The following is a 25,414-nucleotide window of genomic DNA, read 5'->3' on the forward strand; positions in this document are numbered from 1 at the left end:
TCCCATCGGCCTCACCGTTTACCTCCCCTCGCAGTGAAGTGACAGACATGACCGAAGGCGACCTCCCCGCGTCGGCGCGCGTCGGGCGCGCAGCGCTCGTCGTATCGGACGTCGACGACCTCACCGAGTTCTACCGCGACGTCGTCGGCCTCGCCGTCCTCGACCGGGAGCGGGACCGCGCGACGCTCGGCGCGGGCGACACGCCCCTGCTGGAACTCCGCGCGGGCGACGTCGGCGAGCGCCCGCCGAACGCGGCCGGCCTCTTCCACGTCGCCTTCCGCCTCCCCGACCGCGACGCGCTCGCGGACGCCTTCCGGCGAATCCGCGCGAACTGGCGGCTCTCCGGGGCCTCCGACCACCGCGTCAGCGAAGCGCTCTACCTCCGCGACCCCGAGGGGAACGGCGTCGAACTCTACCGGGACCGCGAGCGGAGCGCGTGGCCGACGACGGACGACGGCCGCGTCGAGATGGACACGCGCTCGCTCGACCTCGACGCGCTCGCCGCGGACGCGCTCGCCGGCTCGGGAGACGGCGAGGTCGGCGGTCGCGCGCCGGCCGGGACCGATATCGGGCACGTCCACCTCGAAGTGACGGACCTCGCCGCCGCCCGCGCGTTCTACGTGGACGCGCTCGGCCTGCGCGTTCGACAGGACTGGGGCGACGGGGCCCTCTTCACGGCCGCCGGCGACTACCACCATCACGTCGGTTTGAACGCGTGGAACGCCCGGAGCGAACCGCTCGCGGGCCGCGGGCTCGACTGGTTCGAACTCCTCGTCCCGGACGCCGACGCCGTCGACGCGGCGACCGCTCGGCTCCGCGGCGCGGGCTTCGACGTCGAGCGCGTGGACGACGGCGTCGCCGCGACCGACGCGGACGGTATCGAAGTTCGCCTTCGGACGGAGTGAACGCGCGACGCGTCGCTCCGCGGCGTCGCGTCTCGCGAGAATAGAACCGAGGACTGCGCGGTGAAACGCAGTTGCCGGGTCGGCGGTCGTGACCCGCCGTCGTGGCGGCCCGGCGGCCGCCCGCAGGGGGCGACGGTGATGAGCACACCCACAGTGATTGCGGCCGTCGCCCGAGGCCGTCATGCCATACGTCGCAGTGGTCTTTTACTTTCTCACCTCCGTCTCATGGCGTTCGGTTCCCTCGCCCGGCTCGCTGTATATGGGGTCATCGGGAGCGATCCAGACCATACTTCTACACCGCCTCCGGCCCGGTCTTGCCGGTGCGGACCTGCGTCGCCTTGGCGACCGGCCAGACGAACACCTTCCCGTCACCCGGTTCGCCGGTGTTCGCGGCGTCGCAGATGGCGTCGACGACGTCGTCCGCGGGGACGTCGGCGACGACGCACTCGATCTTCACTTTCTCGTGGAGGTCGACGGTGTACTCCTCGCCGCGCCACTGGCCGGTCTTCGCGGGCTGACTGCCGCGCCCGGAGACGCGGGTGACGGTGAGCGAGGGCGCGCCGACTTCGGCGAGCGCGGTCTTCACGTCCGGCAGGACGCCGGGGCGGACGACCGCGGTGACCATCTCGATGTCGTTCGGTTCGAGGCCGCCGTCGGTGCGCAGGGCGTCCGCGGAGACCGCGTTCCCGCCGTCAGTGCGGACGCCGGCCGGGCCTTCGCGGCCGAACTCGGGGTAGGTCTCGACGCCGTGTTCGGCGACGTCGAGGCCTTCGCGTTCGTGGTCGGGGCTGACGCGGGCCTGTCCGAGCGCGCGGGCCGCGCCGAACACGACCGCGGTCGTCACGGCGGTCCAGCCGACGATGACGACGACGCCGACGGCCTGCACCCAGAGCTGGCCGAGCGAGAACCCGGCGGTCGAGATGAAGGGGAAGGCGAGCGCGCCGAGGATGCCCGCGCTCCCGTGGACGGGGAAGACCGCGCAGACGTCGTCGACGCCGAGGCGCTTCTCGACGAACTCGAAGACGACGGGGAGCTGTGCCCCGGCGAGGAGGCCGACGGCGACCGCGCCCGGCCAGACGACGGCGTCAGTGATGCCGGTGATGCCGACGAGGCCGGCGAGCAGGCCGTTCGCGACGTAGAGCGTGTCGACCTTCCCGGTCTTGAGCATCGAGACGGCACCCGCGCCGACCGCGCCCGCGGCCATGGCGAGCGTCGTCGTGAGCGCGACGCGGCCGACGGTGGCGAACGCGGCGAGCGTGACGGTGCCGTCGTCGGCGACGCTGAGGACGCTCGCGGCCGTGCCGACGTTGAAGCCGTACCAGCCGAACGCGAGGATGAGCGTGCCGAGCACGGCGAACGTGATGGAGTGCCCGGGAATGACGTTCACCTCGCCGTCGGGGCCGAAGCGGTCCATGCGCGGGCCGATGACCCACGCGGCGACGAGGCCGGCGACGCCGCCCATCCCGTGGACGACCATCCCGCCGGCGAAGTCGTGGAAGCCGAGGTCGGCGAGCAGGCCCGTGCCGCCCCACGTGATTCCGGAGACGACGGGGTAGATGACGGCGGCGAGGACCATCGTGTACGCGACGTACGTGCGGAGTTTCGCGCGGCCCGCGACCGCCCCGGAGACGATGGTCGCGGCCGTCATGGCGAACACCGCGCCGAACAGCCAGTCTACCCAGGCGTTCGCGCTCCCCGGTGAGAGCGTCGAGGCGAACGCGCCCGCGACGTCAGCGCTCCCCCCGGAGGTGAGGACGCCGGCGATGGTGGAGACGGCCGCGCCCACGAGGAAGAACACGAGGACGCCGACGCTCCACGTCAGGAGGTTCTTCGTGAGCTGGTTCGCGACGTTCTTCGCCCGCACCTGCCCCGCCTCCAGCATGGCGAAGCCGGCGTGCATGAAGAAGATGAGGAACGTCACGACCAGGACCCAGAGGAGGTTGACGCCCTCGGCGATCGCTTCCACGCCCGTCACAGCCATTCGAAATCACCCGGACATTCGTCCACCGATGCGACAGATAGGTTCGTGTTTGTCTCGTCCATCTTCGGATGAATGACTACAGAGACTCATACTTAGTGGTTTGCTTGAAGAATCCGAAGAAATACGCGAGTGAAAATTCATCCGTCTAATACTAGGGCGGATACCCTGTGTATAAGGATGTATTCTGTCCGATTCGGCGGCAAAATCTACACTTCGAGTGGGCGAATGTCGACGAAAGTATTGCCCGAACCGCCCCGGAACGCGGGTGCGCGCCGCGCCCACGACCCACACTCCACGTGGGTCCACACTCACTCTTTCTCCTCGCCGCCCGACGGCTCGCCCGCTTACAGCGCTTCGGCGACGTCCTCGGCGAAGTACGTCACGATGAGGTCCGCGCCCGCGCGCTTCATCGAGAGCAGCGACTCCAGCGCGACCGCCTCTAAGTCGAGCCAGCCCTTCTCCGCCGCCGCGTGCAACATCGCGTACTCGCCCGAGACGTTGTACGCCGCGACCGGCACGTCCACCGACTCCCGGACGTCCCGGACGACGTCGAGGTACGGCAGTCCGGGTTTCACCATCACCGCGTCCGCGCCCTCCTCGACGTCTAACTCCGCTTCCACCAGCGCCTCTCGCCGGTTCGCGGGGTCCATCTGGTAGTGCCGCCGGTCGCCGAACGCCGGCGCGCCGTCCGCCGCGTCGCGGAACGGCCCGTAGAACGACGACTCGTACTTCACTGCGTAGGCGAGAATCGGGACGTCTTGGTGCCCGGCGTCGTCGAGCGCTCCCCGAATCGCGCCGACCTGTCCGTCCGTCATCGCGGACGGAGCGACCATGTCCGCGCCCGCCGCCGCGTGCGACACCGCCGTCCGCGCGAGCAACTCCAGGGTCTCGTCGTTCCTCACCGTGAGGCTCTCCGCGTCGCTGTCCGCCGCCCCGTCCTCCCACGCCTCGTGCGCTTCGCTGGTGAGAACCCCGCAGTGGCCGTGCTCGGTGTACTCACAGAGACAGACGTCCGTCATCACGTACGCGTCCGTCGCAGCCGTTATCGCTCGAACTGCCTCCTGCACCACGCCGTCGCTCGCCCACGCCCGCGACCCCGTCTCGTCCTTCGACTCGGGAATCCCGAACACCATGACGGACTCCACGCCCGTCGCGAGCACTTCCTCGACGCGCGCCACCGCCTCGTCGACGGGCACGCGCTCGTGCCCCGGCATCGACTCGATCGCCTGGCGCTCGTCGAGCGTCGCGTCCACGAACACCGGCACTACGAGATCGCTCGCCGAGACGCTCGTCTCGCTCACTAGCTCCCGAATCCCGTCCCGTCGCAGTCGGCGCGGTCGGCGCGTCGGCGTCATACTACCCGCTATCCTCGCGAGAGGTTTAGCGTTCCCGAACCCGGCGCGGCCGCCGCCTCGCTTCGCGGCCGCCTCCAGGAACGGGGCGGGTCAGACCGATCCGAGGTCCTTCTTCTTCCGCATGAGGTAGAGGAAGTAGGGGCCGCCCACGAGCCCGGTGATGATGCCGACCGGAAGTTGAATCGGGCTGAGCGCGAGGCGCGCGCCGACGTCTGCGCCGACGAGGAGCGCCGGCCCGAGGAAGAGACAGCCCACCAGGAGGCGCTTGGAGTCGCTGCCGACGATGTTGCGCACCATGTGCGGGACGATGAGGCCGACGAAGCCGACGAGGCCGGCGACGGCGATGGCGGCGGCCGTCGAGAGAATCGCGATACCGGCGACCGCGAAGCGGATCTTCTCGACGTTCATCCCGAGCGAGGAGGCGGTCTCCTCGCCGAGGAGGAGGACGTCGAGCTCTCTGGTGACGGCGAGCGCGAGCGCCATCGAGAGGACGGTGAACGGGAGCGCGATGCGCACCTGCCCCCAGTCAGTACCGAGGAGGGAGCCGGAGAGCCACGTCTGCGCGGACATGACCACGCTGAGGTCGTCGATGAAGAAGAACAGCGCGCGCTGGACAGAGCTGAACACCGTCCCGACGACGACGCCCGCGAGGACGAGTCGAACGGGCGACGTGCCGTTCTTCCACGCGATGACGTAGACGACGAGGAACGCGATCGTCCCGCCGATGGCGGCGAGCAACGGGAGCAGCGGCAGGTAGCTCGACATGAAGGTGAGCGTGACGAGGACGACGAGGCCGGCGCCGTCGCTGATGCCGAGCACGTACGGGCTCGCGAGCTCGTTCCGCGTGACGACTTGGAAGATCGCGCCGGAGACCGCGAGGTTCGCGCCGACGAGGACGCCGACGAGGATGCGCGGCAGGCGGATGTTCCAGACGATGAGCTGTTGGCGCGTGAACCACTCGGGGATGCCGCCGCCGAGGAGGAACGCGCGCCACGCGGTGAGGCTGAGGAGGACGTCGGCGTCGAAGACGGTGTGCCACGCCTCCGCGAGGGTGAGCGGGTAAGCGCCGAAGCTCACCTGTAACAGGGTCGCGCCGAGGAGGATTGCGAGGCTCCCGAGCGCGACGCCGACGAGTTTCGAGTTCGCGTACCACTCTCCCCACTCCGAGCGGCGCTGTGCGAGGATGTCAGAGACCTTGCTCATCGAGGGTTAGAAGTCCCGGTTGACGATGTCGAGGAGGCGTTGTCGGTCGAAGAGCCGTTCGTCCTCGGCGAGCTCGCCGACCGGACCGGGCCACTCGCCGAAGGTCTCGGGGTAGACCTGCTTCGCGACGGCCTCCGTCGAGAACATGTCGACTATCGGGCCCATGTACTGGCCGGCGCTCCGGATGACGTTGCCGTTCTGGACGGCGCTGAGCTGCTGTCCGTTCTCGTTGTTCTCGAAGGGCTCGACGACGGTGCTGACGAACTCCTCGTGCGTGGAGGAGGTGAGCGCGCCGACGGCACCGATGTAGTCGGGGTCGACGTCGAGGAGTTCCTCGTAGCCGATGGGGCCGTCGGGATACTGGCCCTCGAAGGCGTCCGTCATCCCGAGGCGGTAGTAGGACTTCGTGTTGTTCGCGAGCCGGTGGAGGGGGGCGATGCGGAACTGTCCGGAGTCGGGGCTGACGCCGCGCCAGATGGCGGCGACGGTCGGTCGCTCGTCTTCCGGCGGGAGGCCGTCCTCGACGGTGCTCATGAGGTCGTCGTGCATCGATTGCCACGCCGCAAACTGCTCTTGGCGCTGGAAGATCTTCGCGACCTTCTCGAAGGCCTCGTACATCGTGTACGGGTTCGGTTCGTCCTTGAACGCGATCTGGGGGGCAAATCGGAGCGTCGTGCCGAGGAAGGGACCGGTCTGGGACTCGATCTCCTCGAAGTCGGAGTCGTCCCAGTCGGCGAAGCTACTGATGCTCTTTCGGGAGATGAGCCAGACGTCGGCGTCGGCGGCGTAGAAGTTCTCCTTGTCGTAGCCGGATTCGGCTCCGCTGGCGAGCTTGACGACCTCGCTCTCGTCGAACCCGAGATCGAGGAGGTCGTAGAACTTCAGCGGGGCACGTTCGAGGCCGGTCGTCGCGCTCGGGTGGATGCCGAGCGCCATCCCCATGTCGATGAAGGGGCTGGTGCCGACCCCGTAGGTCTCGGGAACCTCGTCGAACGTGTAGGGGTCGTTCGGCTCGATTTCGACCGTGTACGGCGTGACGTCGTCCGACGACGCTCCGGTCGTCTCGGTCGCGTCCGTCGACGACTGCGCCGTCGTGTCGCCGCTCCCGCCGCCGGAACAGCCGGCCAAGCCGGCCGCGATTAGCGTCGCGCTACTCGCCAGTAGCTGTCGCCTTCGGGGCATACACTTTAGGCCGGCCTAAACGAAGTTATCGATTTCCCGTGTCCGTTGTAACACGCTCTGATACACGTAATCCGAGCGGATGGTTACGGTGTGGGTTCGTCCATCCGCTCGCTCAGGGGGACAGCGTCCGCGCGTTCCCGCTCGAACCGCTCACGCGCCCAGTCGACGACGACGGGGTTCGTGGACCGGAGCACGTCGAACCCGCTGCCTCGGTCCCGGCCCAGCGAGACGTAGACGACTTCGTCGTCGAGGAGGTCGACAGTGCAGGGGTACTGTCGGTCGACGCTGTAGTAGATGCTCTGCTCCTCCTCGATGCGCCGCCACTGGTCCGTTATCGCGTCGTTCTTCAGGCTCAGCTCGGTCGTCTCCTCGTCGTAGACGACCTCCGCGTTCGGTGCCGCACCCGTTCGAAGTGCCTCCGCGTACGCGTAGAGCGGCAGTGTCGTGAAGCACCCGACGAGCGCGCGAACGTCATCCGCGTCGGTAATCGCGTTCGCGACGGCGCGAGACGCGCCGTGAGGATCCGCGCTCTCGCTGGCGATTCGGTCGGCGTCGACGAGATGGCGGAGGTCGAACCCGAACCACTCCTCGGGGAGTCGGTCGATCATCCCCGGGAGCCGCCGCCCGACGGTCACCGTATCGAGCAACTGCCCGAAGTCGCGGTAGATCGTCTCACCGAACGGTGTGAGCACGTATCGGTCCCGCGTCGCTCCGCGCGTGACCCACCCGCGGTCCTCCAAGTCACCGAGGACGCGACTGAGCGTCACGCGCGTCGCGCTCGTTTCGGCTTTCAGTTCGTCTCGCGTTTGTTCACCGGCTCCGAGGAGTTCGAGCACTCGAACGCGGTGTTCCGAGCGCGCGAGGAACGCTACTGCTTCTCGCGACGCTTCTCGTCCATTCCTTCCCGACTCCGTCCCCGTGTTCGCGAGGGCCATCTATCGACCGCACATTGTTTAGGCGAACCTAAAACACTTGCCGTGGGGCGCTCACTCCGACCGCCACGACCCACTCATTCTATATCGCACTATGTGATTTATCGGCTTCGGTGGGGTGTCCTTTGAGGCCCTGGCCGGCCAGCGGACTTTTAGCCGACTCTTCCATCTGACAGCGTGAATGCATCTCACGCTCGACGTGGGTGAGTCGGACTGGAGCGAGGAGCTACTCTACGACTACTACGACTTCGTCCAGTCACGTCGCGCGGACCGCCGCCCCGACGCCGACTGGCGACCCGTCGAACGCACACCCGGCTACGTCGTCGCTCTCGACGACCTCACCTCGAACGGCGACCCGCTCGTCGACGAGCCCGTCCCCGACTCCCTCCACGGCGCGCTCGACGACTACGCCGGCACCCTCGACGCCGACGGCCTCGACGCCCTCCGCGACGCCCTCCCCGACGACAGCGACACCGCCTTCCGCGCCGAAACCGGCCCGCTCGCCGTCGCCGAATTCGCCCGCGACTACGACCTCGCCGTCGCCGTCGACGACTGAGACTCGCTCTCACGCACCCTCGGCGTCGACGCGCCCCCCGAGTGGTGACTAGCACCTTCCGGTTCGCGCTCTGGCCGTTCCCTCTCCGACGACTCCCTCGGAGTCACCTCCGCGAGCCCGCTCGCCCTCGGCCTGACTGCCTCGGCAGAACCCTCTTCGATTTCTCGCCCCGCCAGCGGGTGAGTCCGCTTCGACGCCGGCCGTCTCGTCTCGGCGGCCACATCGCTGCGTCACCGGCCGCTAGCGGTGGCCGTCGTAAGGAGAAGCGCGAAGGAGAAACCGAGTCGGTTAGTCCGCGCTAGCCGGTGAGACGTCGCCGTCCGCGGCACCGGTCTGCTTGGCGTCCAGCGCTTGGACGACGAGTTCGGAGACGTCGACGACTTCGATGTCGTCCTCGTAGTTCCCGGTCTTCCGGCCGTCTTCGTACATCGTCATGCACTGCGGGCACGCGACGACGAACTTGTCTACCTGCCGGCCGGCGTCGGTGTCCTCGAGGGCTTCGCGCATCCGTTCCTCGCTGGGCTTGGGGTCGTCGGAGAAGTCCGTCCAGACGCCGCCGCCGCCGCCGCTGCAACAGAACGCGTCGTTCCGGTTCCGCGGCATCTCGTCGAGCGTCGCGCCCGTCGCCGTGATGACCTCACGCGGTGCCTCGTACTCGCCGTTGTACCGGCCGAGGTGGCAGGGGTCGTGGTAGGTGACGGTCTCGTCCACGGTGCCGAGTTCGAGGCGGCCGTCGTTCACGAACTCCTCGACGACCTGCGTGTAGTGATAGACGTCGTCGCCCTTCTCGAAGCCGAACTGGTCGTACTCGTTCCGGAAGGTGTTGAAGGAGTGCGGGTCAGTCGTCACGATCTTCTCGTAGTCGCACTGCTCGAAGGCGGCCATGTTGTCCTCGACGAGCATCTCGTAGAGGCCTTCCTCTCCCACTCTCCGGACGTCGTTCCCGTCGTGTTTCTCGTCCTCGTAGAGAATCCCGTAGGAGACGCCGGACTCGTGGAGGATGCGGGCGAGCGCGTGCGCGACTTTCTGGTTCCGCTCGTCGTAGGAGGGGTAGTCGCCGACGTACCAGAGGTACTCCACGCTCTCCTCGCGGGCGTCGGGGACGTCGAAGTCGAGGTCCTCGACCCAGTTCGGGCGTTTGCGCTCGGGGTCGCCGAAGGAGTTGCCCTTCTGGAAGAGGTCCATCATCGTGTCCTGGATGTTCTCGTCCATCTGCCCGGACTCGGTGAGGCGGCGGTTCATCTCCGTGAACTGCGTGACGTGCTCGATGTCGACGGGGCAGGCGTCCATGCAGGCCATACAGGACATACAGGACTCCATCGACTCGGCGTCGATGACGGACGTGCCGCCGTCGGCGACGATGGGTTTCTTCTCCGTTTCGCCCGCGTCGAGCTCCTCGCGGTACGTCTTCAGGTCGAGGATGACGTCGCGGGGGTCGAGGTTCCGCCCCGAGGCGTTCGCGGGGCAGACGGAGGAACACCGCCCGCATTTCGTGCAGGCGTCGTGGTCGAGCTGCTGTTTCCAGGAGAAGTCGTCGATGTCGCTCGCGCCGATCTCGTCGGGGCTCGCGTCCTCGGGGACGCGGGGGAGGCGCGCGCCGGCGTTCTCGTCGCGCGTGACGATGTTGGCGTAGCTCGTGAGCATGTGGAGGGGTTTCGCGTACGGAATCATCGCGACGAACCCGAGCGCGAGGAGGGCGTGACTCCACCAGACGACGGGGTAGGCCGCGGCGGCGAGGTCGGGCGTGACGCCGAGCGCGACGTAGACGTCCTTGAGGAACCAGCCGACGAAGCTCACGGTCTCGAAGGAGACGTCCCTACTGGTGGACGTCCCGAGGATGCGCAGGCCTTCGAGGAGGTAGCCGCCGACCCCGAGCGCGAACAGCGTCCAGATGAAGGCGTCGTCCTCCAGCGAGGTGTGTTTCCCCCAGAGGCGGTCGTAGCGCTCCGCGTACCGCCGGTAGAGCGCCATCCCGACGCCGACGACGAAGAGGAGGCCGAGGGCGTCCATCACGAGGGAGTACGCGAGGTAGAAGTCACCGACGAAGAACGAGCTGCCGACGCGCCGCACGATGTCCATGTCGATGGCGAGGATGGTCGTGCCGATGAGGAGCGTGAGGAAGCCCCAGAGGATGAAGGCGTGCATCACGCCCGCGTAGGTGTCGCGGTCGAACTGGTTCTCGTTCGAGAGCACGGTCTTTGCCGCGCCGACGATGCGACCGCCGAGGTCGTCGAGGCGCTCGGTGGGGTCGTCGCTCCCCTGCGTGTAGCGGGCGAGTCGCCCGTAGACGCCGTAGAGGAAGAACGCGATTGCGACGACGGCGAGGTAGTAGAACACTGCCTCGCCGACCCCGCCGATGCGCCAGAACGTCGGCCGAGTCACGTCGGCCGCGAGCGGGACGAGGGGTTGCATACCTACGTGACGTGGCGACGACCGCATAAAAGTTTACGAGCGAGACGCGCCCGCGACCTTCGGTTACCACGATAACCGATGATCCGTTGACGAGTTACGACTGTCAACCACCGGCTGAGTACTAGCGAACGACCGTTGCTATCGGGCTGGCGAGGAGGGCGACGGCGAGCGCGACGACGGCGTAATCCCGCGGCCGCGCGCGGCGTTCGGGGTGAGTGGGGTTCCACGCGAAACACCGGGCCTGCAAGGCGAGGGCGAACCGCTCGGAGCGCGCGTCGACCCGTCGCAGGCCCGTCGACGCGATGCGCGCCATGCGCTCGTGGAGCGCGCTCTCGCTTCCGAGGCGGGCGTCGTCGGCTTCCTTCGCGCGCTTCAGGTCGGCGACGAGCACGGGGAGAAAACGCAGGACGAACCCGACGCCCGCCGAGAGGACGCGCCCGGGTTTCCCCGGTACCGCCGCGAGGACGGCCTGCGTCTCCGAGACGGGCGTCGTTCGGACGTAGGCCGCGCCCGCGACGAGCACGACGGCCACCCGGAAGGCGTGTTCGAGCGCCGCCAGCCCCGCGTTCACATCGACCCACGGCGCGCCGAGCGTGAGCGCGCGCGTCGCGACGCCGAACAGGAGGAAGGCCGCGGGCAGGGCGTACGCTCGCGCCGTCGCCGCGGGCGGGAGGCGCGCCGCCACGCCGACGACGAGCACGAGCACGGCGAGCGCGAGTATTCCCGTTCTCCCCGGCCACGCGTAGGCGGCGACGGCGACGCCGGCCTGCGCGAGGAGCTTCGCCCGCGCGTCCAGCGAGTGCGCGAACGACGCTCCGACACGGTAGGTGAGGGTCGTCACGGCTCTCTGACGCCGAGTTCTCGGAGGTCGCCTCGCACCTCGTCGGGCGCGCCGTCGAGCGCCACGGTCCCGTCGCGGAGGACGACGACGCGGTCGGCGAGCCCGTCGAGGTCGCGGAGGTCGTGCGTCACCACGACGACCGCCGTGCCCGCCGCGTTGAGCGCGCGGAGGTGGGAGAGCACGCTCTCGCGCGCCGCGAGGTCGAGGCCGGTGAACGGTTCGTCGAGCACGAGGTACTCGGGGTTCATCGCGAGCGCGCCCGCGATGGCCGCGCGCCGCTGCTCGCCCCCCGAGAGTTCGTCCAGCCGGCTGTCCGCCTCCGCGTCGAGGTTCACGGCGTCGAGCGCGTCCGCGACGCGCGCTTCGACCTCGTCGTTCGGCAGGCCGAGGTTCCGCGGGCCGAACGCCGCGTCCTCGCCGACTGTCGACGCGACGAACATGTCGCGGGCGTGCTGGAAGACCATCCCGACGCGCGTTCGCGCCCGGACGAGGTCGTCACTCACGGGCTCGCCGTCGACGAGCACCTCGCCGTCGTCGGGCGTGAGGAGGCCGTTGAGGTGGCGGACGAGCGTCGTCTTCCCGGAGCCGTTCGCGCCCGCGAGCACCACGAACGCGCCCGCCGGTATCGAGAGCGTGACGCCGTCGAGCGCGCGCGTGCCGCCGCGGTCGTGGACGACGTCGCGGAGTTCGAGCATCTACTCGGCGCTCGCCGCGTCGCTCCGGACGACGGCGACAGCGGCCGCCATCTTCACGAGTTCGACGGGGAGGAACGCCGCCGCGCCCGACACGACCGCCGCGACGGGGCCCAGCGGCGTCGCGAGATAGAGGCCCGTGATGCCGAACGCGTAGATGACGACGACGCCGCCGACCATCGCGCCGACGAGTCGCGCCGTCGACGCCCGCCCCGGCGACCCGAGGGTCCGCCCGTGGACGAGAAAACCGATGACCGCCGCGGCGAACGGATAGCTCCAGAGATACCCACCGGTGGGCCCGAGGAGTTGGCCGAGGCCCGCGGCCCCGCCGGAGAAGACGGGGACGCCCGCCGCGCCCGCGACGAGGTAGAGCGTCATCGACGCGAACCCGTACGCGGGCCCGAGGTAGATGCCCGCGAGGAAGACCGCGAGCACCTGGAGCGTCACCGGCACCCCCGCGGAGAGGGGATTCGGGAAGGATACGTACGCCGCCGCGCCCGTCAGCGCCGCGAAGAGCGCCGCGCGAACGATGTTCCGGACGGCCGCCTCGCCGACGAGGTCGACCTGACTCGTCTCTGTCGACATACCCCACCAACCTCCGTCAACCCCGTTAGTCGATTCGGTTTACGATGGGGGTCGTCCCGACGAACCGCTGTCCCAACAAACCTATAGGTCAGTACGCGCGAGGCTACCGACAATATGAACGAGAAGACGGAGGAACTCCGTGACATCTTCACGAAGGTCACGGACGAAACGACGGTCACCGAACAGCAGGCCGACACCCACGGGACCCTCGCCTCGGACGTCGACGTCGACGACCGCCTCGCCGACGTCGTCACCGACATGCGCGACGACCTCGATTTCACTAGTTCGCTCGACACCGACCAGTACGTCGCCGTCGTCCGCGGGTTCTACGCCGACGAGACCGACGCCGATATCGCCGCCGACCTCGACACCGACCCCGAAACGGTCACTGACGCCCGCTTCGACCTCCACCTCGTCCGCGACGACGACGCGGACCCCGACGTCGAAGCCGCCGTCCGCGAACGCCTCGCCGCCGACCCCACCACCGACCCAGACGCCGACCTCGACGCTGACCTGGCGGACGATATCGACGTCGACGCGGACGCCGTCGCCAGCGCACGCCGCGTCGTCCGCACCCGCCGAGAAATCGACCGCGTCAACGACCGCTACCGCAGCGAGTTCCGCAACCTCCTCGCCGACCACGAACTCGCCACCCGCCTCACGGAGGACATCCACGAAGACGGCCTCCAAGACGCCACCGAGGGCCAGGAGACGAACACGCAGATGTGACGCGCGCGCCCGCCGCGGGTGCGCCTCCGCTTCTCGTCCGTTTGCCCGACACTCCCACGGTCGCCCAGCGTTTTTGACGCCCGTCCGCGACGTTCGCGTATGAGCGACGGCGACGAGAACACGTGGTCGTGGGAGACCTTCGAGGCCCGCGACTTCTACGACGACCTCGGTCGCGGGGAGTGGGAGCGCCTCGACCGCGACTGGTACCATCGACTGGAGTGGGACGCGACGGTCGCGTACCTTGAGCAGTTCCTCCCCGCGTCCGGGCGCGTGCTCGACGCGGGCGGCGCGGCCGGCCGCTACGCGGTCTGGCTCGCCGAGCGCGGCTACGACGTAACGCTCGTCGACGTCAGCGAGACGCAACTCGACATCGCGCGAGCGGAGCTCGACGCGCGCGGCCTCCGCGACCGCGTGACCGTCCACGTCGGCGACGTCCGCGACCTCGCGTACGAGTCGGACACGTTCGACGCGACGCTCTGCCTCGGCGGCCCGCTCTCCCACGTCACCGACGCCGACGAGCGCGCGACCGCCGCGCGAGAACTCGCGCGCGTCACGGACCCCGGCGCGCCCGTCTTCGCGTCCGTGATGGGGCGGCTCGCGCTCGTGCAGGCGAAACTCCAGCAGGGCGACGAGCTCGCCCTCCTCCCCGACCTCGCGCGGGACGGGACGTACGACGCCGCCCTCCTCCGCGAGCACGGCGTCGACTCTCCCTCGCTCTTCGCGGCGCACTTCTTCCGCGTCGACGAACTCGAAGCGCTCCTCGAAACCGCCGGCCTCGACGTCGAGACCGTCGCGGGACTCGAAGGCGTCGCGTCCCTCCGCCGCACCGCCGACGGCGACGTCGGCGACCTCGACGCCGAGAAGCGGGACGCCGCGCGCGAGACCGTCGACGCGCTCCGCGAGGACCGTTCGGTCGCCGACTTCTCCACGCACATCCTCGCTGTCGCCACGGTCGCGCGAGCGTTCAAGTAGGAGGACGCGGCGAACTCGCGGCGTGTCCGACCTCGTCGCCTTCAGCGACCTCGCGCTCGCCGCGTACTGCCCGCGGAAGCTCTACTACCGCCGCCGCGAGGACTCGCGGTCCGAACCGCCGGTCGCGGCGCAGGCGCGCTCGCTCGCCGCGAACTACGACGCGCTCCGGAGCGCCGACCCCGGCCCGTACGCGGCCGCGCTCGCCGTCGCACCAGCGGTCGCTCGCGAGCGCCTCGACGCGGCCGCCGACCGCCTCGACGACTTCGACGCGCTCGCCGACCCCGACGAATCCCACGTCCTCGTCCGCGGGAAGGACTGCCTCGGTCGAGTCGGGAAGATTACGCCGAACGCCGTCTCGGTCGTCTCACACGGCGAACCACCGGACGACGGCGTCTGGGAGACGCAGTCCGTCCGCGCCGTCGCCGCCGCGAACGCCGTCTCCTGGCGCGAACAGCGACGCATCGACACGGCGTACGTGGAGTATCCGCGCTACGGCGCTATTCGACGCCTCTCGGTCACGGGCCGGCGGTCTGCGGCGTATCGGCGCGCGCTCAGAACGGTCGAGAAAATCGACGGCCCGCCCGCGCGCCTCCACGACGACGCGAAGTGCGCGTCCTGTGAGTACCGCGCCACCTGCGGAGTGCAAACGAGAACGCTCCGCTCGCTCCTCTGACCCCGACTACTCGTCGCCGCGCGCGGACGCGAGCCAGTCGACGATGGCGTCGGCGTTCGCCCCCTCGCGGTGAATCACTCCCTCCGCGACGTCGACGACCGTGCTCTCCACGCCGTCGGTCTCGCCGCCGTCGAGAACGATAGCGACGTCCTCGCGGAAGTCGGGGTCGAGGTCGTCGGGGTGGCGGACGCTCGGCCGGCCGCTCCGGTTCGCGCTCGTCGCCGTCACGGGCGTGTCCGCGGCTTCGAGGAGGTCGAGGGCGAGGTCGTGGTCGGGAACGCGGATACCCACGCGGTCGCGCCCGCCGACGAGGCTGTCGGGGACGATATCGCGTTTCTCACAGACGACCGTGACGGGACCCGGAAGGAACTCGCGCATGAAGGCCTCCTCGCGCTCGCCGACGCGGACGTAGTCGAGCGCGGCGTCCACGTCGGGCACGCCGAGACTCATCGGTTTCGCCCTGTCGCGGCCTTTCGCCGCGTACGCACGCTCGATCGCGTCGGGGTCGAGGGCGTCCGCGCCGAGGCCGTACACCGTCTCCGTCGGGTAGACGACGAGCTCGCCGCGCTCGATGGCGGCGGCCGCGTCCTCGATCGTCGCCATCTATCGGATCGCGGCTTCGACGGCGTCGTAGTCCGGGAACGACGGCCACTCCTCGGCCACCCACGCGTACTCGACGTCGCGGCCTTCGTCGAGCAGGAAGACCGCCGGGCGGGGCTCGGAGACGCCCGCCATCCCGTCGAGGTCGTGGTCGATGCCGTACGCTTCGGCGACCTCGTTCGACGGGTCGCTGAACGCGCGGAACTCGACGCCCTCGCGCTCTTCGAGGAGCGTCTTGTGCTCGTAGGGGCTGGAGACGGAGACGCCGACGATGTCGACGTCCGCGTCGAACCCGCGTTCCGCGAAGTTCTGGTAGATGTAGGTGGTGGGGAACGCGCCGTCCATCGGGTGGAAGACGAGGAGGACGCGGCCCTCGCTCGTGAGCTCGTCGAGCGAGCGGTTCTCCCAGTACTCGTCGTTCACGAGCGGGCGCGTGAAGTCCGGAGCCGTCTCCCCTTCCTCGACGTGGTCGATGTCGGGGAGGTCGACGACATCGAAATCGGGCATCAGGCGTCACCTCCGTAGGTGGCGTCGAGGTAGTCGACGATGTTCGCGGACTCCGCCATCGCGACGCCCGTCTCGTCGTCGATAATCGCGGGGACGGTGCGCGCGCCGACGACCTTCTTCACGGCGTTGCGCTCCGAGTGGAGCGGCTCGATGAACCGCGAGTGGTAGTCGAGGTCGAGTTCGTCGAGTTTCCGCACGACGCGCTCACAGTACGGGCAGGCCTGCAGTCGGTAGAGCGTGATGTGGGCGTCACTGCTCTCCGGCCGCGGCGGGGCGTTCCTCGCGCTCATACTCGCGTGGTTGGGTCGAATCCCGCCTAAACTCTTCGCCCCCGGCGAAACCGGGGGAGAAACCCTTATTCCGGGGGCGGGCGAACTTCGCGTATCGTAATGGGCCATACCGCCGCCGTTCTCGTCGAGACTGTGCTCGGCGTCACCCTCTCCACCGACGTCATCGCCGCCATGGGGGTCGCCGTCATGATCGTCCTCATGGGGCTGTCGGCGTTCTTCTCCTCCTCCGAGATCGCGTTGTTCTCGCTCGCGCGCCACCGCGTCGAATCGCTCGCCGAGGAGGGCGTTCCGGGCGCGGCGACAGTGATGGAGCTGAAGTCCGACCCGCACCGCCTCCTGATCACGATTCTCGTCGGGAACAACCTCGTGAACATCGCGATGTCGAGTATCGCGACCGCGCTCGTCGGGATGTACCTCACGAACGCCGGCGTCGCCGTCCTCGTCTCGACGTTCGGCGTCACCGCGCTCGTCCTCCTCTTCGGGGAGAGCGCGCCGAAATCCTACGCCGTCGAGAACACCGAATCCTGGTCGCTCCGCATCGCCCGGCCCCTCCAGGCGAGCGAGAAAATCCTCTACCCCCTCATCGTCCTCTTCGACCACCTCACCCGCGTCGTGAACCGCCTCACCGGCGGCGGCGCGGCCATCGAATCCTCCTACGTCTCCCGCGACGAGATCCAGGAGATGATTCGCACCGGCGAACGCGAAGGCGTCATCGAAGAAGACGAACGCGAGATGCTCCAACGCATCTTCCGTTTTAATAATACCATCGCGAAGGAGGTGATGACGCCGCGCCTCGACGTCGACGCCGTCGACACCGACACCACGGTGCCGGAGGCCATCGAGGCCTGCGTCGAATCCGGCCACGAACTCCTGCCTGTTTATGAGGGCAACCTCGACAACATCGTCGGCACGGTCAGCCTCCGCGACCTCGTCCGCGAACGCCGCTACGGCGAAGGCGACCCCCTCGACCTCTCCGCGCTCGTCCAACCCACCCTCCACGTCCCCGAGTCGAAGAACGTCAACGAGCTCTTAGAGGAGATGCAGGACGAACGCGTCCAGATGGTCGTCGTCATCGACGAGTTCGGCACGACCGAAGGCATCCTCACCACCGAGGACCTCATCGAGGAGATCGTCGGCGAAATCCTCGAAGGCGAAGAGGAACGCCCCGTCACCTTCGTCGACGACAACTCCGTCCTCGTGAACGGCGAGGTGAACATCGACGAGGTGAACGAGGCGCTCGAAATCGACCTCCCGGAGGGCGAGGAGTTCGAGACCATCGCGGGCTTCATCTTCAACCGCGCGGGCCGCCTCGTCGACGCCGGCGAGACCTTCGACTACGAGAACGTCGAACTCCGCGTCGAACAGGTCGAGAACACCCGCATCCGGAAAGCCCGCGTCACGAAACACCCCGTCGAGAACGACGAGAACGCAGCGGCCGACGCCGACGAGCGAGAGTCGAACGAGTAGTCAGCACTCGGGTCTCGACCCGAACAGCTCGAAGTACGTGACGCCGAGCGCGGTTCGCCCGTCCGTGATCGCGTTCTCTTCGACTGCGTCCAGCAGGGCGTCGTAGGCCATCGTCGTCGGGCGGATGGATTCGTTGAAGTCGAGGACTTGGTCGGCGTCGGGCGTGCAGCCGGCGGCGACGAAGTAGTGGTGTTCGGCGTCGCTGATGCCGTTCGCGGGCTCGAACGACCCGAGGGGTTCGAGGGCGTCCGCGGTGTAGCCGGTCTCCTCTTCGAGTTCGCGGCGCGCGGCCGCGCGGTACGTCTCGTCCTCGGGCTCGATGCCGCCCGCGGGCAGTCCGCGATTCACGTGCTTCACGGCCTGCCGCCACTCCTCCACGAGGACGACGTCGCCGTCGGGAGTAAAGGGGAGGACGACGACGGCGGGGTCGTCGGCGAGGTAATCGAAGTCCGTCTCCGTCCCGTCCGGGAGGGTGACGTCCTCGTTCACGACGTCGAAGCCGGGGCACTCGTAGGCGACGCGGGCGTCGGTCGTCTCCCACGCGAGGTCTTCGGTCATGGTGGAAGCCTTGCGACGCCCCGCCTAAAAACGCCCGCTCACGAGGCTGCTCGTTGTCTTCACCCACGCCGCTCGGCACCCGCGCACGCGACGTCGTCGACAGTCGGCTCGGCGTTCGGACGTCGACGACCCACACAACAGCTAACTACTATCAGTATATACTATTCGTTAGTGACTGGGGGCGAGGACGACGACGCGTCGCGCACGCACCTGCGGCTCGTCGAGCCGACGGACTTCGAGATACTCGCGTTTCTCGACGAACACGGCCGCAACAACGCCGTCAACGTCGCCGCCGCCATCGACCGCGACCGCTCCTACATCAACACCCGCCTCAGCGAACTCAAACGCCAGGACCTCCTCGACCACGTCGGCCCCGCCCCCAACAGCGGCCTCTACGAACTCAACGACCGCGGCGAGGCCGCCGTCGAACACCGCGACCGACACGGCGACCCCGACGTCGATTTTCTCTGCCTTGTCGACGCCGCTACCGACGACAATTCAGACGATTGACTCCTTCAAGAGGCCGCTAACGGCTTCTGAGACGGGTATGAGGCGTTCGTTCAGACGATTGACTAATGATTAGCTTTATCACGCCATGGCTGTATACCGTCGGTATATGCTCTCGGTCAGTAGGGTTGGTTTTACCCGAACCGCTGCTCCCACGAGCGGCACGTGGCCGAGCGCATATCAAACAACACTCAACTCCCAACAATGACAGGAAACGATACAGCAGATAAGCTGCGCGCGGTCTTCCTCACCGTGCTCATGGTCGGCTCCGTCCTCGGAGCCACCGTGGCATTCTCCGGGGGAGCCGTGGCAGCAGCTGGTAACCTTCAGGTGGCTGGCAATAGCCAGTACGTGTCTCCTGGAGGAACAGTAACGGCTACCGTGGATGTGGGCGCCGGTAATCAGGCCACATTCAAGATAGAAGATAGCACAAATGATGTCAGCGGATCAGCTTCCTTTACTGATACCGACTCTGACGGGCAAATAACCGCCCAACTGGACCTTATCAATCTATTCGGGAACTCTGGCCCCGCTACTGGCGCTGCGACAGTGTATGTCTCAGAGGGGTCGACCGTATCTACGAGTTCACCCGTGACAAGCAGTTTCACGGTTGATAGCTCTGCACCTACAGTCACGGCAGACTATACATCCAGTTCAACGGTAGGTGCTGGTGACAGTATCAACGTTGATTACTTAGTCAAGGACTTGCCGGATAACAGCTCAAGCGCGATCAGCTCTGTATCCGTCGAGATTCAGGACTCGAACGATAACGTCGTAAACTCCAAATCACCTGCTGTGGGTATCGGGGCACAGTCCACCTCGATCGATGTCCCGAGTGATGCCTCGAGCGGCAACTACGACGTCGTCGTCACCGCTCAGGACAAGGCGGGACATCAAAGCAGTGGTTCGACGGATACCTTCACCGTCGACGCAACTGCGCCCGAAATATCGGGCTTCACAGTCGCGAAGACCGACACCGACGAGCTCGAAGTGAGTTTCGACTCGAGTGAGGCCCTTTCGACGGAATCCGGCACCGTCACTGGCCCCGCCGGGTTTAGTCAGGATGTCTCATCCTTCGTCAAACACGGTGACTCCGCTCCGTACGAGTATACGAAGAACATCACTACCGATGGTTACGAGGGTAAGTATACGGCGACGCTAACGAAGGCGGTCGACGAATACGACAATGACGGTGCGTCCGAGCAGACGGACTCGGTCACTGTCGGCGACATCGAGAGCGCCGATATCACGTCCGAACCCGCCAAGACGGGCGCGACCGGTGTCACGCACACCACCGACATCGTCCTCAAGAACCAGAAGGACATTCAGGACTACGAGTTCGTCTACTCCGGTGACGTCGACGTGAGCGACGTCGATAAGGCCGACGTCGTCGCGCTGAAGGTCGACGCCAACAACGACGACGACTTCTCGGACGATAGCGACATGAACCTGCTCGACTCCAACTCGGCGTCGAGCGGGCTGGATAAGACTGACGGCTCCGGGGAGGGGACGATTCTCACGCTCGGCACGTCTAGCTCGGTCACGATTCCCGCCGGTGCGCGCATCCACGTCGAGTACAAGGACGTCGACAACCCGACTTCCAAGAACACGAACGTCCAGATCAGCCTCGACCCGGACACGCCGGACGTGCAGTTCGACCGGCCGCTCACGCTCGGCGGAGAAGCCGAGAACCCGACTGTCGACAACGCGAAGGTCGGCGGAACGTCCGTCGACTCTGGCTCCGCGGTGCTCGGTACGAGCGCGAACGGAACGAACACCGCTGTCTCGGTGACGTTCAGTGAAGAGATGTCCGACGCCGGGACGGTCTCGCTCACCGTCGACGGCCAGAGCGTCCCCGTGAACAACGGGACGTTCGGCGAGAGTGGGACAACGTACACGGGCGACGCGGACATTGACGCGTCCGGTGAAGTCAACGCGACCCTCTCGGTGTCCGGTTCGACGGACTCCGACGACGGTCTCGGTCTCACCGACACGTACTCGAAGGACTTCACGATCGACGTCTCGCCGGTGCAGGCGCAGAACGCCTCGCTCACGGCGACGAACACGATCGACGTCGCGTTCAACGACACTGTCAAGCCGGCTGAAGTCGACGAGAGCGACTTCGACGTCAACACCGGCACGACGCCGAGTAAGGTGGCTGTCGACGAGAACGTCGTCACGCTGACCCTCTCTGAGGGTGACAGCCTCGCGGCTGACGCGACGCCGTCCGTCTCCGTTTCGGCGGAGAGTCTCACGGACGATGCCGGGAACGACAACGTCGGCGCGGACCTCACTGCGACGGACGAGGTTGCACCGACGCTGGACAGTCCGGCTCTGAGTAACCCTGACGGCGACATCCTGAACGTCACGTTCGACTCGAACGAGGCGCTCAGCAGCTTCGACGTCGCCGTCATCAACAAGCCCGGTGACGTCGTCACGCGCGTCGGGAGTTCCGACTTCACGAACGTCGCTGACGAGGGCTCCTACACGTACGCGACGAACGTCTCCGTCCCTGACGGACAGTACGCGAAGCTGCAGGTCAACGCGACCGACGCGAACGACAACGACGTATCGGAAGTCGAACTCGACCCGGACGACCAGTACGTCGATACGAGCGGTCCGACGTTCGAACTCAACAACGTCGAGGCGAACACGCTCGTTAGCTCCGTCCCTGACCCGATTACCGTCGACGTCAGTGACGAGAACGGCATCAACGCGAACAGCGTCTACGTCACGGTCGAGGACGACAGCGGGACGGTCGTTCCGCGCGTCCGCGCACAGGCCACGGATGCGGACGCTGTGAGCTACGATAGCAAAGCGGAGCAGATCGACATCTCGACGACCGGACTCGACCTGAGCGGTCAGGTCGACGTCACGGTCGAGGCCGCGGACGCGTCCGGCTACGGTAACACGTCGACGCTCTCGTTCAGTGTCGACAGCCAGGCCGCGTCCGGCCTCGACGTCACGTCGCCGGCGCAGGACACGCTCCTGACGTCCGACGACAAACTCGAAATCTCGTACGCGTACAACGACGCTAACCCCGATAGCGTCGACGTCGTTCTGACGCCGCTCGGTGAGGCTGGCACGAAGAAGACGTACGACATCAACGACTCGAAGTATACGGACGACGGAACGCAGAAGACGTTCTACGTCGACCTCACTTTCGTCGATAGCGGTTCCTATGCCGTCGACGTACAGGTTACTGACTCCACCGGGGACAACATCGCGCATGGAAGCGCGCCCGGTGTAGTTACTGTCGACAACGACGCGCCGGACGTCACTGACGTCTCCGTCTCCGACGAGGGTCTCAACCCCGGCGGTGACGTGAACGTCACTTACAAGCTCGACGACGCGTCCGACGTGTCGAACGTCGAGTTCCTCGTCTACAACGAGAGCAACGGTAGCGTCGCCGCGACCTACACGAACAGCACGCTCAAGGAGACCGCCGACGTCGCAGACGCCGGCAGTCTCGTCACCGCGGACTCCAACGAGCCTGGTGCGAGCACGAACCACGACGTCTCCTACACCGTTCAGGGTAGCGGGGGCGAAGTGAAGCAGATCGCGCTCAACTACCAGCAGACCGACATCCAGTCCGTCGGGAAGGACGACATCACCAACGTTGACATCGGTACTCACGATGGTGTCTCGGTCAGTGAGGTCAGTGGCGACGGGACGACGCGTCTCGTCATCACGCTCGAGAACAAGGTCTCCGTCTCCGACGGTGACCACATCTCGATCACGTCCTCGAACAACGCGTTCGTGAACCCGTCCAACTCGGGGACCTACAGCGTTCAGGTCTCGCTCCTTGACTCGAACGAGAACAAGGTCGAGAGCCAGACCGGCACGCTCCCGATCGGCACTGACGCTGGTGCCACGCGGAGCCCGACCGAATACGTTCAGACGCTCGACGTGAGCAGTCTGGACGACGAAGAGAAGTACAACGTCGTCGTCGTCGCGACGGACGCCGCTGGTCAGACCAGCGGCGAGGTGAACTCCGAGACGTTCGGTATCAACCGCAACGCACCGGCGATCAGTTCGGTCGAAGCCGAAGTCGGCTCCGACACGGTCACGGTCCACTTCTCCGAGGCCGTGTGGGCTTACGACGGCTACATGACGAGGGACCACTTCGCGTACGAGGACGTCAGCGGTGACGGCGCGTCCAAGATCGTGAGCGTCGAGAACGAGGACGCGTCTGGTCCGACCCAGTCTGTCACGCTCCGTCTCGACGAGCCGGTCGCAGCGAGCGACCTGGACGCCGACCTCGTGAGCTCTCTCGACGGTGCCTTCGTGGACACTGGCCCTGGCCTCGCCGATATCGATCGCAGTACGGGCGTCGAGAGCGTCGCGCTCCAGGACACGGAGAATCCGGAGGCGCTCATCACGTCCGCCGGCCCGATTACGGCCGCGAACGCGAGCGCGTACAACGTCGGTGTCGACGTGGGTGAGCCCGCGACCGTCACCGTCAAACTCTCCGACGGTTCGGACACTGTCGAGGAGCAGGCAGAGATCACTGACAGTGGCACGGTCACGCTCGACGCCAGCGACCTCGCTGAAGGTAGCGTCGACGTCACGGTCACTGTCTCTGACGCGGCAGACAACCAGAAGGAAGAGACCGATACGGTCACGAAGGATACGAACGGTCCGATGGTGACGAGCGTCACCGGTAACGCTGGATCGTCGTACCTGACTGTCAAGTTCAACGAGACTATCGCGCAGCCGTCCGCCGACGACTTCTCCGTCGTCCACGAAGAGACGGCGCTCGAAGTCTCGGACGTCTACGACTCGTCCGAGAGCGCGACGACCTACACGGTCGAACTCAGCGAACCGCTCCCCGACGCAGCGTTCGACGCCACGCCCGCGAACCTCACCGCGACCGGGGTCACGGACGTGTACGAGAACGATGCGCAGGGAGATAAGGTCGCCATCGAAGACGGTGCTGCCCCGTCGCTCTGGGGCGTTAACGCGATCAACGGCTCGAACACGGTGACGCTCACGTTCAGCGAGAACGTGACCGCGAACGACGGCGACGCGCCGTCCGCCGCGAACCTCACCTACACGGACGAGAACGACGGTGGCGCGACGGGCATCGAGAGCGTCGCCTACGGTGACTCTCACGACACGCTCGTCGTCACGCTCGACGACACCGTCTCCGCGACCGACCTCGGTAACGACACCATCGGTGTCGGCGCAGACCAGCTCGTCGACGCCGCCGACAAGCCTGTCGCGGAACAGAGCCTGATCGTCGAAGACGGAACGCCGCCGGAAGTCTCCCTCGAGACGTCCGTCGACGACGAGAGCTCCACGGTGACGGTCAACGTCACCTCTTCAGAGGAACTCTCGACCCTCTCCGTGGACGTCTGGTACGACCACCAGCTCGCCCACGAAGACAGCGTCGTCTCGAAGACGCTGACGATCGAGAACTTCACTGAAGTCTCCGAGAACAAATACCAGGCGACGTACGACGCGCCTCGCGACGGAGACGTCCACGTGTCCGTCGACAGCGCGGCCGACGTCGCCGGGAACGACGCGAGCGAGTGGTACGCGCTCCCGTCGACCGCCGTGAGTGTCGACCACAGCGCACCCTCGGTCGTTGATTCGGACATCGTGGACGCCGGCGACGGCGACACGGCTGTCCGCGTGCTGTTCGACGAGCCGACCGTGCCCGCTCTGCCTTCGGACGCCACTAAGGACGAACGGGTTGCTTTCGCCTCGTCGAGCGTCACTGTCGAAGGTGTCTCTGACGAAGACGTCTCCATCATCCACTGGAGGCCGTCTGGTGTCCTCGTCCACGTGGACCAGAACCTCGACACCAGTGACGCGCCGAACGTCACTGTTGACTCGACCGCGTTCGTCGAGATGTACAGTGATGAAGAGCAGAACGGTCTCGAGAACACGACGGCCGGTATCAGCACCGCCGAACTCGATCTTCAGGACGGGAAGAACTTCGTGTCCGTTCCCGCGGCCACGGGCTCCCTCAACCTGAGCTCCGTCGACACGTCGAACGTCGACGCGATCTGGACGTACGAGGACGGTGAGTGGCTGACCTACACGCCGGGTAAAGCCGCCGAGCTACAGGGCTTCACGTCGCTCGAAGGCGGTCAGGGGTACATCTTCGTGATGAACTCCTCCGACACCATCGACGTGAACGTCCACAACACGGTGTCCGACACGCGGATGCCGAACCAGCAGCAGCTCCACGAGGGCTGGAACCTGGTCGGGTCGTACCAGGAGGGCCCACAGTCCGCCGGTAACGCCTTCGGATCGGCCGAGAGCGTCTACCGCGTACTCGGTCAGCAGCCCGGTGCGAACGACTACACCTACGTCAACGTCAAGTCTGGCGAGGACGTCGAGCCCGGTCAAGCGTACTGGGTCTTCGTCCAAGACGACGAGGTCTACGTCGAGACACCGTGGGGTGGCAGTAGCTACGCCACGTACCCGCGCTAGACTCGCACCCACACTCACTATCC

21 protein-coding genes and 1 pseudogene are annotated in these 25,414 nt (G+C 66.9%); 9 read left to right on the forward strand and 13 right to left on the reverse strand.

What is annotated here, in order from left to right; all coding sequences use genetic code 11:
• The first annotated feature begins 47 nt into the window (after positions 1 to 47).
• Entirely contained in the window at positions 48 to 905 is an 858-nt protein-coding gene (locus IEY26_RS01085; protein WP_188974972.1) for a VOC family protein, read from the forward strand.
• Between the two features lie 292 nt (positions 906 to 1,197).
• Here IEY26_RS01085 and IEY26_RS01090 read toward each other — a convergent pair whose 3' ends face one another.
• From IEY26_RS01090 to IEY26_RS01110, 5 genes are all read right to left on the reverse strand, one after another.
• Positions 1,198 to 2,886: an ammonium transporter gene (locus tag IEY26_RS01090; RefSeq protein WP_188974974.1), complete on the reverse strand. Its 1,689-nt coding sequence runs from the start codon at positions 2,884 to 2,886 to the stop codon at positions 1,198 to 1,200.
• 344 nt (positions 2,887 to 3,230) lie between these two features.
• Entirely contained in the window at positions 3,231 to 4,241 is a 1,011-nt protein-coding gene (gene hemB / locus IEY26_RS01095) for a porphobilinogen synthase (RefSeq protein ID WP_188974976.1), read from the reverse strand.
• A 90-nt stretch (positions 4,242 to 4,331) separates the two neighbouring features.
• Complete coding sequence (locus IEY26_RS01100; RefSeq protein WP_188974978.1) at positions 4,332 to 5,444, reverse strand: FecCD family ABC transporter permease; 1,113 nt, start codon at positions 5,442 to 5,444, stop codon at positions 4,332 to 4,334.
• A 6-nt stretch (positions 5,445 to 5,450) separates the two neighbouring features.
• Entirely contained in the window at positions 5,451 to 6,626 is a 1,176-nt protein-coding gene (locus IEY26_RS01105) for an ABC transporter substrate-binding protein (protein WP_188974980.1), read from the reverse strand.
• A gap of 83 nt (positions 6,627 to 6,709) precedes the next feature.
• Positions 6,710 to 7,561 (reverse strand): helix-turn-helix transcriptional regulator, encoded by an 852-nt coding sequence (locus IEY26_RS01110; RefSeq protein ID WP_188974983.1) that lies wholly within the window; start codon positions 7,559 to 7,561, stop codon positions 6,710 to 6,712.
• 178 nt (positions 7,562 to 7,739) lie between these two features.
• Between IEY26_RS01110 and IEY26_RS01115 the strand changes: the two genes are divergently transcribed.
• On the forward strand, positions 7,740 to 8,114 hold the full coding sequence (locus IEY26_RS01115) for a hypothetical protein (RefSeq protein ID WP_188974985.1): 375 nt from the start codon (positions 7,740 to 7,742) through the stop codon (positions 8,112 to 8,114).
• A gap of 288 nt (positions 8,115 to 8,402) precedes the next feature.
• Here the strand turns inward: IEY26_RS01115 and IEY26_RS01120 are convergent, their stop codons facing one another.
• From IEY26_RS01120 to IEY26_RS01135, 4 genes are all read right to left on the reverse strand, one after another.
• Complete coding sequence (locus IEY26_RS01120; protein WP_188974987.1) at positions 8,403 to 10,526, reverse strand: heterodisulfide reductase-related iron-sulfur binding cluster; 2,124 nt, start codon at positions 10,524 to 10,526, stop codon at positions 8,403 to 8,405.
• A 121-nt stretch (positions 10,527 to 10,647) separates the two neighbouring features.
• Complete coding sequence (locus tag IEY26_RS01125) at positions 10,648 to 11,367, reverse strand: energy-coupling factor transporter transmembrane component T family protein (protein WP_188974989.1); 720 nt, start codon at positions 11,365 to 11,367, stop codon at positions 10,648 to 10,650.
• On the reverse strand, positions 11,364 to 12,062 hold the full coding sequence (locus tag IEY26_RS01130; RefSeq protein WP_188974991.1) for an energy-coupling factor ABC transporter ATP-binding protein: 699 nt from the start codon (positions 12,060 to 12,062) through the stop codon (positions 11,364 to 11,366). The genes IEY26_RS01125 and IEY26_RS01130 overlap by 4 nt, the downstream gene beginning before the upstream one ends.
• Positions 12,063 to 12,644: a biotin transporter BioY gene (locus IEY26_RS01135; RefSeq protein ID WP_188974993.1), complete on the reverse strand. Its 582-nt coding sequence runs from the start codon at positions 12,642 to 12,644 to the stop codon at positions 12,063 to 12,065.
• Between the two features lie 114 nt (positions 12,645 to 12,758).
• On the opposite strand from IEY26_RS01135, the gene IEY26_RS01140 reads away from it, so the two are divergent.
• From IEY26_RS01140 to IEY26_RS01150, 3 genes are all read left to right on the forward strand, one after another.
• Positions 12,759 to 13,373, forward strand: a complete 615-nt coding sequence (locus IEY26_RS01140; protein ID WP_188974995.1) for a conditioned medium-induced protein 4 — start codon at positions 12,759 to 12,761, stop codon at positions 13,371 to 13,373.
• Positions 13,374 to 13,472: 99 nt separating this feature from the next.
• The gene (locus IEY26_RS01145) at positions 13,473 to 14,345 is read left to right on the forward strand and encodes a class I SAM-dependent methyltransferase (protein WP_188974997.1); all 873 of its coding nucleotides are present in this window, start codon (positions 13,473 to 13,475) and stop codon (positions 14,343 to 14,345) included.
• A gap of 22 nt (positions 14,346 to 14,367) precedes the next feature.
• A complete protein-coding gene (locus IEY26_RS01150) occupies positions 14,368 to 15,018 on the forward strand; it encodes a hypothetical protein (RefSeq protein ID WP_188974999.1) in 651 nt (216 codons plus the stop codon).
• A 6-nt stretch (positions 15,019 to 15,024) separates the two neighbouring features.
• On the opposite strand, the gene IEY26_RS01155 is transcribed toward IEY26_RS01150, so the two are convergent.
• From IEY26_RS01155 to IEY26_RS01165, 3 genes are read right to left on the reverse strand one after another with little or no spacing between them, the layout of a single operon-like run.
• Entirely contained in the window at positions 15,025 to 15,621 is a 597-nt protein-coding gene (locus IEY26_RS01155) for an L-threonylcarbamoyladenylate synthase (protein ID WP_188975001.1), read from the reverse strand.
• Positions 15,622 to 16,125 (reverse strand): redoxin domain-containing protein, encoded by a 504-nt coding sequence (locus IEY26_RS01160; protein ID WP_188975003.1) that lies wholly within the window; start codon positions 16,123 to 16,125, stop codon positions 15,622 to 15,624.
• Complete coding sequence (locus IEY26_RS01165; protein WP_188975005.1) at positions 16,125 to 16,415, reverse strand: glutaredoxin family protein; 291 nt, start codon at positions 16,413 to 16,415, stop codon at positions 16,125 to 16,127. Before IEY26_RS01165 ends, IEY26_RS01160 begins: the two co-directional genes overlap by 1 nt.
• A gap of 99 nt (positions 16,416 to 16,514) precedes the next feature.
• Between IEY26_RS01165 and IEY26_RS01170 the strand changes: the two genes are divergently transcribed.
• The gene (locus IEY26_RS01170; RefSeq protein WP_188975007.1) at positions 16,515 to 17,882 is read left to right on the forward strand and encodes a hemolysin family protein; all 1,368 of its coding nucleotides are present in this window, start codon (positions 16,515 to 16,517) and stop codon (positions 17,880 to 17,882) included.
• Here IEY26_RS01170 and IEY26_RS01175 read toward each other — a convergent pair whose 3' ends face one another.
• Positions 17,883 to 18,440 (reverse strand): NUDIX hydrolase, encoded by a 558-nt coding sequence (locus IEY26_RS01175; RefSeq protein WP_188975009.1) that lies wholly within the window; start codon positions 18,438 to 18,440, stop codon positions 17,883 to 17,885. It lies immediately after the preceding gene.
• Positions 18,441 to 18,611: 171 nt separating this feature from the next.
• On the opposite strand from IEY26_RS01175, the gene IEY26_RS01180 reads away from it, so the two are divergent.
• From IEY26_RS01180 to IEY26_RS01185, 3 genes and pseudogenes are all read left to right on the forward strand, one after another.
• Positions 18,612 to 18,950 (forward strand): winged helix-turn-helix domain-containing protein, encoded by a 339-nt coding sequence (locus tag IEY26_RS01180; protein ID WP_229773880.1) that lies wholly within the window; start codon positions 18,612 to 18,614, stop codon positions 18,948 to 18,950.
• A 201-nt stretch (positions 18,951 to 19,151) separates the two neighbouring features.
• A pseudogene (locus IEY26_RS17775) lies at positions 19,152 to 19,253 on the forward strand (surface glycoprotein); the annotation flags it as partial.
• A 489-nt stretch (positions 19,254 to 19,742) separates the two neighbouring features.
• Entirely contained in the window at positions 19,743 to 25,391 is a 5,649-nt protein-coding gene (locus tag IEY26_RS01185; protein ID WP_229773881.1) for a beta strand repeat-containing protein, read from the forward strand.
• The last annotated feature ends 23 nt before the right edge of the window (positions 25,392 to 25,414 follow it).

It is taken from the genome of Halocalculus aciditolerans (genome assembly GCF_014647475.1).
Taxonomy (GTDB): domain Archaea; phylum Halobacteriota; class Halobacteria; order Halobacteriales; family Halobacteriaceae; genus Halocalculus; species Halocalculus aciditolerans.

Coding starts and splice junctions, on each gene's coding strand:
- IEY26_RS01090 (WP_188974974.1), bottom strand. CDS start 2,886: ATGGCTGTGACGGGCGTGGAAGCGATCGCCGAGGGCGTCAACCTCCTC.
- IEY26_RS01170 (WP_188975007.1), top strand. CDS start 16,515: ATGGGCCATACCGCCGCCGTTCTCGTCGAGACTGTGCTCGGCGTCACC.
- IEY26_RS01100 (WP_188974978.1), bottom strand. CDS start 5,444: ATGAGCAAGGTCTCTGACATCCTCGCACAGCGCCGCTCGGAGTGGGGA.
- IEY26_RS01145 (WP_188974997.1), top strand. CDS start 13,473: ATGAGCGACGGCGACGAGAACACGTGGTCGTGGGAGACCTTCGAGGCC.
- IEY26_RS01160 (WP_188975003.1), bottom strand. CDS start 16,125: ATGCCCGATTTCGATGTCGTCGACCTCCCCGACATCGACCACGTCGAG.
- IEY26_RS01155 (WP_188975001.1), bottom strand. CDS start 15,621: ATGGCGACGATCGAGGACGCGGCCGCCGCCATCGAGCGCGGCGAGCTC.
- IEY26_RS01110 (WP_188974983.1), bottom strand. CDS start 7,561: ATGGCCCTCGCGAACACGGGGACGGAGTCGGGAAGGAATGGACGAGAA.
- IEY26_RS01175 (WP_188975009.1), bottom strand. CDS start 18,440: ATGACCGAAGACCTCGCGTGGGAGACGACCGACGCCCGCGTCGCCTAC.
- IEY26_RS01130 (WP_188974991.1), bottom strand. CDS start 12,062: ATGCTCGAACTCCGCGACGTCGTCCACGACCGCGGCGGCACGCGCGCG.
- IEY26_RS01135 (WP_188974993.1), bottom strand. CDS start 12,644: ATGTCGACAGAGACGAGTCAGGTCGACCTCGTCGGCGAGGCGGCCGTC.
- IEY26_RS01140 (WP_188974995.1), top strand. CDS start 12,759: ATGAACGAGAAGACGGAGGAACTCCGTGACATCTTCACGAAGGTCACG.
- IEY26_RS01165 (WP_188975005.1), bottom strand. CDS start 16,415: ATGAGCGCGAGGAACGCCCCGCCGCGGCCGGAGAGCAGTGACGCCCAC.
- hemB (WP_188974976.1), bottom strand. CDS start 4,241: ATGACGCCGACGCGCCGACCGCGCCGACTGCGACGGGACGGGATTCGG.
- IEY26_RS01115 (WP_188974985.1), top strand. CDS start 7,740: ATGCATCTCACGCTCGACGTGGGTGAGTCGGACTGGAGCGAGGAGCTA.
- IEY26_RS01105 (WP_188974980.1), bottom strand. CDS start 6,626: ATGCCCCGAAGGCGACAGCTACTGGCGAGTAGCGCGACGCTAATCGCG.
- IEY26_RS01085 (WP_188974972.1), top strand. CDS start 48: ATGACCGAAGGCGACCTCCCCGCGTCGGCGCGCGTCGGGCGCGCAGCG.
- IEY26_RS01120 (WP_188974987.1), bottom strand. CDS start 10,526: ATGCAACCCCTCGTCCCGCTCGCGGCCGACGTGACTCGGCCGACGTTC.